The sequence below is a fragment of the Micromonospora sp. NPDC002389 genome (genome assembly GCF_040296095.1).
Taxonomy (GTDB): domain Bacteria; phylum Actinomycetota; class Actinomycetes; order Mycobacteriales; family Micromonosporaceae; genus Micromonospora.
The window spans coordinates 1-6,427 of sequence record NZ_JBEOWP010000036.1 but is presented as its reverse complement, the minus strand read 5'-3'; the positions used below and the strand labels follow the sequence as shown (position 1 = coordinate 6,427).

Below are 6,427 nucleotides of genomic sequence, written 5' to 3'. Positions count from 1 at the left end.
CGGTGCAGCAGCGGCGTCAGCCAGACGGCGGGCAGCCGCCGCTCGACGGCCAGCGCGCCGCCCCGACACCATCGGTGGTGACGTGCCCGACGCGGGCGGCGAGGGCGTCCGATTCCCCGTACGACGTGTGATGTGCGGCGACAACAGATCGACGAGTTCGCAGTGCCGGATGAATGGTGGGATTACGAGCACCATTTTTAATAGACGATCATTAATATGATGTATCCTCGATGCAACACTCGTTGGAAGCGCTCCCACACCGTCCCCGGAGCGCTCGGAACGGAGGATGCACCGTGCGTTCACACCACCCCCCTCGATCCCGGTCGGTCGTCCGCCGACCTCTCCAGGCACTCGCCCTGGCGCTCACCATGGTCGTCGCGATGCTGCCCTGGGCCGGCGCCGCCCAGGCCCACGGCACCGTCATCAACCCGGCGACCCGGGCCTACCAGTGTTGGCAGAACTGGGGCCACCGGCACATGGATCCGGCCATGCAGACGCAGGACCCGATGTGCTACCGGGCCTTCCAGGCCAACCCCGACACCATGTGGAACTGGATGAGCCAGTTGCGGGACGGCCTGGGTGGGCAGTTCCAGGCCCGCACGCCCGACGGTCAGCTGTGCAGCAACGCCCTCTCCCGGAACAACGCCCTGAACCAGCCGGGCGCCTGGAAGGCGACCACCGTCAGCCGCAGCTTCACGCTCCAGTTCTACGACCAGGCCAGCCACGGCGCCGACTTCTTCCGGGTCTACCTGACCCGGCAGGGATTCAACCCGGCGACCCAGCAGGTCGGATGGGGAAACATCGACCTGATCCAGACGACCGGGCGGTACGCGCCGACGCAGAACATCTCGTTCAACGTCTCGACCTCCGGCCGTAGCGGACAACACGTCCTCTTCGTGATCTGGAAGGCCTCGCACATGGACCAGACCTACATGTGGTGCAGCGACATCAACATCGTCTGATCCGCGAGGTCGGCATTTACGCCGCTGCTCCGGTCCGGACCTCTTCCGGACCGGAGCAGCGGTGCGTCCGGCGTCGAACGCAGTCGAGAATGGCGCTCTCACGAATTCGCCCGCCGACTCGACCGACCGCTCCGCGAACAGTTCCCCGGGCGCCCTCCGCGCGAGATCGGGGTCGAATGCCTGCCGATCGCGCGGCGGCAGCGACCCGGCGGCCCGGAACCGCACCGGCCCCCGAGCACCCGCCGTCGGCCGCATCGGGCGCCCCGGACGGCGTGGACCGCACCCGCCCGACCGGAATCGCTCGCGACGATCCGGGACCGGGCCGGGCGAACACCACCCGGCTCCGGCCGGAGCCCGATTCGCGCGACGGCGGCGGGCGACTGATCACCCTTCGCCGCGACACATAGTCGCCATCCACTTACCGCACCGAACATTTTCGGCACGGCCGGGACGGGCGATCCCCCTCGGCGATCGGATCGGTCAATACCTCGACCGTTATGCGGATCCCGTTGACGCGACAAGTATCGCAGGCAGTATTGTGACTACCACGTTCGTGGAACTGTCCTCACTGGAAGGGAATGTGCTCAGACGTGGCTAAGCAGATCATTCATAAGCTGGTCGACGACCTGGACGGCGGCGACGCCGACGAGACCGTGAAGTTCTCTCTCGACGGCGTGCAGTACGAGATCGACCTGTCCAGCAGCAATGCCGCGAAGTTGCGGGAAGCGTTCGCCTCCTACGTCGCCCACGGCACGAAGGTGGGTCGCGGCGGCGTGGTCGTGGGCGGCCGGGCTGCCCGCGGTCAGGGTTCCGCCAGCACCGACCGGGAGCAGAACAAGGCGATCCGGGAGTGGGCCAAGAAGGCCGGTAAGGACATCTCCGACCGGGGCCGGATTCCGCAGGAGATCGTGGACGAGTACCACGCGAAAGCCGGTCGCTGACCGGCCGCACGGCTCATCTGGCACGGCTCGACGAAACGCTCGTTCCGGTGCCGTGAAGCCTCTGTCCGCCGGGGCACGCGCACCGTAACGGGCCTTTTACCGGTGGTGCACGAATCTTACCGGTGGTGCATGAATCGCATCGACGTCCGGTCACCGATCTCCCCATCGGTGCCGGCGTAGCGAAGACGAAAAGGTGTCCGCCACCGGAGTCGCTGACGGTCGTCGCCGCAATTGCGGCGCGATCGGCTGCGGCGGCTGATCCGCCCGAGTCTCGCCGCGGATGCCGCGTGCCGGCATGACAGCCGCCACAGTGTCGCCACACAATGATGCCCATGAGCAACGACGAGGCCCGGCCGTCCACCGTGGTGTGGGTCGAGCGGCGCACCGACCCCGTCGGCGCGGTCACCGATCACGACGCCGTGTCCCGTGCGCAGGCGTACCCGATCGTCCGGATCGGCGCTCCGATGTTCGGGCACGCGGTGGACCTCGGCGGCGGGCGGTGGCAGGTCGTCGCCCTGTTCAGCGACACCCCGCAGGAGGCGCGGACGATCCTCGCGCACCGGTTGCGGGAACGGCTGCTCGAGAGCATCGAACCGGCGCTGGCCGCCGAGGTGACCGCTGCCGCGCGGATCCTCGACCGTCGTAAGGTCGACGAGGTCGTGGTGGCGGGGCAGGCACACCGGGTCGTCCGCGTGGACACCTTCGCCCGGTTCGGCCCCGACGGGCCCGAACCGCCGCGTCCCACCGACCCGGACCCGCCGGAATACGGTGAGCACGACAGCTTCCTCGACCCGGAGGTGGTCGCCGATCCGGCCGCACCCACCGGGGTCGGCGCGGCGATGCTGAAGGTCGACCTGTTGACCGCGCACTACCCCCGCGCCCAGGTGCCGGCCGACGTGTACGCCGACAGCATCGCCGCCGTACGCACCCACCCGCACGCCGCCCTGCTACCCACCCGTTACGCCGCAGCCGAACGCGTCGACGGTGCGTGGCAGCCGGTCAGCCGAGCGGTCGCGGCCCCACAGGAGGCACGCGACGAACTGGCCTACGCCTTCCGGCACCTCGAACCGCGCACCCAGATGCTCACCGCCGCGCAGGCCACCGCGTACCAGCAGGCCACCGATGCGCTCGAAGCCGGCCGGACCGACGAGATCAGCGTCGAGCAGCGTCGTTTCCGAATCACCCGGGTCGAGACCCTGCTCCGCTTCGACGACGACGGTCCGGAAGGCCCCCGTCGCTCCGATCCCGACCCCGACCTGCCGCCGGAGGCCGACGCTGAGCGGCCGGAGCGGTGGATCGTGTGGCGGCAGGACGACAACGGAAACAAGTACGAGGTGGCGCGCAAGGAATCCCGCGCGGACGCCGAGGATCTCGTGGCGGTGATGGAGGCCAGGGGGCACAAGCAGCTCTACTGGGCCGCGAAGGCGTCGGGGTGACCCTTACCCGCCGAGGTCGCGGTGTGACCGGCGCCGAGGTCAGGGACGGCTCGCCGGTCGGTCGTCCGTGGTCGCCGCGAGCAGGCGCGGATCGGGTTCACCGCCGGCCATCGCGAGCATCCCGCGTACGACGCGCAGCAGGGTGAGCAGATCGCGCGGGCGCTTCTTGTCCAGGCCGCTGATCACCTGTTTGAGGATGGACAGTTGGTCGAAGTACACGCGCTCGGTAACCAGGTTCTCGTGCTCGTCGAAGATGAAGTACGCGGTCATCCGGGTACGGTGTCGGCCGCCGGTCGGTGGGATCTTGCCGAGGGGGCCGAGGTGCGTGCCGATCAGCCAGAACTCGACGATCACGGCGTCGTGGCTGTGTCGCATGGCGATGATCTCGTGGTGCTGGTCCGGGAAGGCGACCCGGGTGTCGTGGTAGTACCCACGTACCGCGGAGCCTCCGTCGTGGACGGTCATCGAGGCGATCAGTTCGTAGTGCGGGTGCGGGAAGGTGGTGAACACGGCGTCCCAGTCCTGGCGGACCTCGTCCTCGAAGTGGTCGAGGACGAGCTTCTCCCGGGCGCGAAGGACGTCCTCAGGCGGAAGGATGTGTGCCGACACGTGTGTCTCCGAGGGGCTGGTCGGTGAACCCGGTCGGCGGGGAGGGGCGACCGGTGGCGGGCGATCGACGATAGCGCGACCTCCCGCTCCACCGGACCCGCGCGTGAGGAAGGGTCCCCTGCTATGCACGAGGCGTTAGCAGGGGACCCTTCCTTACCCCCAGGTCGGCGCGTCTAGTACGTTTGTACTTGTACGGACGTACTAGTTCGAGAGGCTGAGCATGACCACCGGACTGCCCGCACGCGGGGAGCGCCCATGACCTCCCGCCGGGATCCCGAGGGGCGTCGGCGCGCGATGCTCGACGTCGCCGCGCAGGAGATGATCGCCAACGGCTGGGAGGCCCTGACCCACCGCCGGGTGGCCGAGCTGGCCCAGGTGCCGCTGGGCGCCACCACCTACTACTTCGACTCCCTGGACGACCTGCGCACGAGTGCGTTGGAGGTCGTCGTCGCCCAGGCCGACGAGGAGATCCGGCAGGTCGCGGCGGCCGTGCACGCCTGCGCGGGAAGCGCCGAGGGTCTTGCCGCGCTGTTCACGACCTACCTGAGCGACCACGCGCGGCTACAGGCCGAGAGCCTGCTCTACTTCGCCGGCGTGCACCAGCCCGAACTGCGTCCGTACGCCCAGCGCTGGGTCAAGGGGATGACCGAGATCCTCTCGGCATACGCCACGCACGAGGCCGCCCAGGCCACCGCCCTCTACCTGGACGGCGTCATCCTCTACACCCTGCTGCACGACCGGCCCGTCGACGAACGGTCCCTGCGCATGGCCATCACCGCCCTGATGGGCACATCCCTCCCGGAGGACCAGTGAGTACGACACACACCTCCGACGCACCCGGGGCCACCGCCGGGCACCTGTCCGCCCGGCGCCGGTGGGCCGCCCTGGCCGTGCTCTCCACCAGCCTGCTGGTGGTGGTCATGGACATGACCATCCTCAACGTCGCCCTGCCCGACATGGCCGCGGCGCTGTCGCCGACCGCCGCCCAGCAGCTCTGGATCGTCGACATCTACTCGCTGGTCCTGGCCGGGCTCCTGGTCAGCATGAGCACCCTGGGCGACCGGTGGGGTCGCCGCAGGATGCTGCTGGCCGGATTCTCGATCTTCGGCGGCGCGTCCCTGCTGATCCTGGTGGCCGATTCGGCCCCGATGGTGATCGCCGTACGCGCCCTGCTGGGCGTGGGCGGCGCGATGATCATGCCGGCGACCCTGTCGATGATCCGGAGCCTGTTCACCGATCCGGCCGAACGCGCCAAGGCGCTCGGCATCTGGGCGGCGGTGGCCTCCCTGGGCGCGGCCGTGGGGCCGATCGTGGGTGGCGTGCTCCTGGAGCACTTCGCCTGGCAGGCGGCGTTCCTGCTGAACGTGCCCTGGATGGCCGCGGCGATCGTCGCGGCGGTGCTGCTGTTGCCGGAGGCCCGCAACCCGAACCCGGGCCGCTGGGACGCGCTGGCCACCGTGCTGTCCATCGCGGGCATGACCGCCCTGGTGTGGAGCATCAAGCGCATCGCCAAGGAGGGACCGACCGACCTGCTGGCCCTGACGGCGCTGACGGCGGGGCTCGCCCTGTTGGTGTGGTTCGTGCTGCGGTGCCTGCGCAGCGACTCGCCGCTGCTGCGGGTACGCCTGTTCGGCGTCCCCTCGTTCACCGCCGGCACGCTGGCGGCGCTGTTCACCATGCTGGCCATGGGGTCGGCGCTGCTGCTCTCGGCCCAGTGGCTCCAACTCGTCCGTGGCATGTCGCCGTTGCAGGCCGGTGTCGCGTTGCTGCCGCTGGCCATCGCCGCGACGGTGGTCTCGCCGCTGGCACCGGCGCTGGCGCAGCGCATCGGCGCCCGCACCGTCCTGGTGGGTGGCCTGGCGCTTGCGGGTCTGGGTTTCGCGGTCCTGGCCGTGGCTCCCGAGCCGCTCGGCTACACCCCGGTCGGGATATTCCTGGCCCTGCTCGGGGCCGGGATGGGCTCGCTGGCCATCGCCTCGGCGATCATCATGTCGGGGACCCCGGCCGAGCACGCGGGCAGCGCCGCCGCCATCGAGGAGACCTCCTACGAACTGGGCGCGGTGCTGGGCGTGGCCGTGCTGGGCAGCACGGCGGCGGCCCTGTACCGCGCCGAACTCCCCGCCTCCGATCTCGCCGCTGCGGGCCTGAGCCCCGATCAGGTGGGGGTGGCCCAGGAGTCGCTCGGCGGCGCCCTGCACGTGCTGGACGGCCTGGGGCCGGCCGGGGCCGCGGCTGCCGCCCAGGCCCAGGACGCCTTCACCCACGGACTGATGCTGGTCGGGGGCATCGGTGCCGCGATCATGCTGGTGTCGGTGGTCGTGGTGTTCGCCCTGACTCCGAAGGGACTCGACGTGACCAAGGGCCATTAGCTCCGGTGTCACGAGGACCGGTACCCGTGCCGTTCACCGCCGTGGGGGGCGGGGGGGGGGGGCGGGGGGGCGGGGGGGGCGGGGCGGGCCCCCCCGGCCGGCCCGGGGCG

General features: G+C 70.2%; 6 protein-coding genes. 5 read left to right on the top strand and 1 reads right to left on the bottom strand.

The window, feature by feature from the left end:
- Positions 1–293: 293 nt before the first annotated feature.
- The 3 genes from ABT008_RS30300 (at position 294) to ABT008_RS30290 (ending at position 3,339) form a co-directional block, all read left to right on the top strand.
- Positions 294–962 (top strand): lytic polysaccharide monooxygenase auxiliary activity family 9 protein, encoded by a 669-nt coding sequence (locus ABT008_RS30300; RefSeq protein WP_350700714.1) that lies wholly within the window; start codon positions 294–296, stop codon positions 960–962.
- Between the two features lie 590 nt (positions 963–1,552).
- Positions 1,553–1,903 carry a histone-like nucleoid-structuring protein Lsr2 gene (locus tag ABT008_RS30295; RefSeq protein WP_131053450.1) on the top strand — a complete coding sequence of 117 codons (351 nt, stop codon included), beginning with the start codon at positions 1,553–1,555 and terminating at the stop codon, positions 1,901–1,903.
- Between the two features lie 332 nt (positions 1,904–2,235).
- Entirely contained in the window at positions 2,236–3,339 is a 1,104-nt protein-coding gene (locus tag ABT008_RS30290; RefSeq protein WP_350700712.1) for a DUF5954 family protein, read from the top strand.
- 39 nt (positions 3,340–3,378) lie between these two features.
- Here ABT008_RS30290 and ABT008_RS30285 read toward each other — a convergent pair whose 3' ends face one another.
- Positions 3,379–3,948: an ester cyclase gene (locus tag ABT008_RS30285; protein ID WP_350700710.1), complete on the bottom strand. Its 570-nt coding sequence runs from the start codon at positions 3,946–3,948 to the stop codon at positions 3,379–3,381.
- 255 nt (positions 3,949–4,203) lie between these two features.
- On the opposite strand from ABT008_RS30285, the gene ABT008_RS30280 reads away from it, so the two are divergent.
- On the top strand, positions 4,204–4,761 hold the full coding sequence (locus ABT008_RS30280) for a TetR/AcrR family transcriptional regulator (protein WP_350700708.1): 558 nt from the start codon (positions 4,204–4,206) through the stop codon (positions 4,759–4,761).
- The gene (locus tag ABT008_RS30275) at positions 4,758–6,317 is read left to right on the top strand and encodes an MFS transporter (protein ID WP_350700707.1); all 1,560 of its coding nucleotides are present in this window, start codon (positions 4,758–4,760) and stop codon (positions 6,315–6,317) included. The genes ABT008_RS30280 and ABT008_RS30275 overlap by 4 nt, the downstream gene beginning before the upstream one ends.
- Positions 6,318–6,427: the final 110 nt, after the last annotated feature.

Bases quoted from the DNA above. Each gene is read 5' to 3' on its own strand.
- ABT008_RS30290 (WP_350700712.1), top strand. From the start codon at position 2,236: ATGAGCAACGACGAGGCCCGGCCGTCCACCGTGGTGTGGGTCGAGCGG.
- ABT008_RS30280 (WP_350700708.1), top strand. From the start codon at position 4,204: ATGACCTCCCGCCGGGATCCCGAGGGGCGTCGGCGCGCGATGCTCGAC.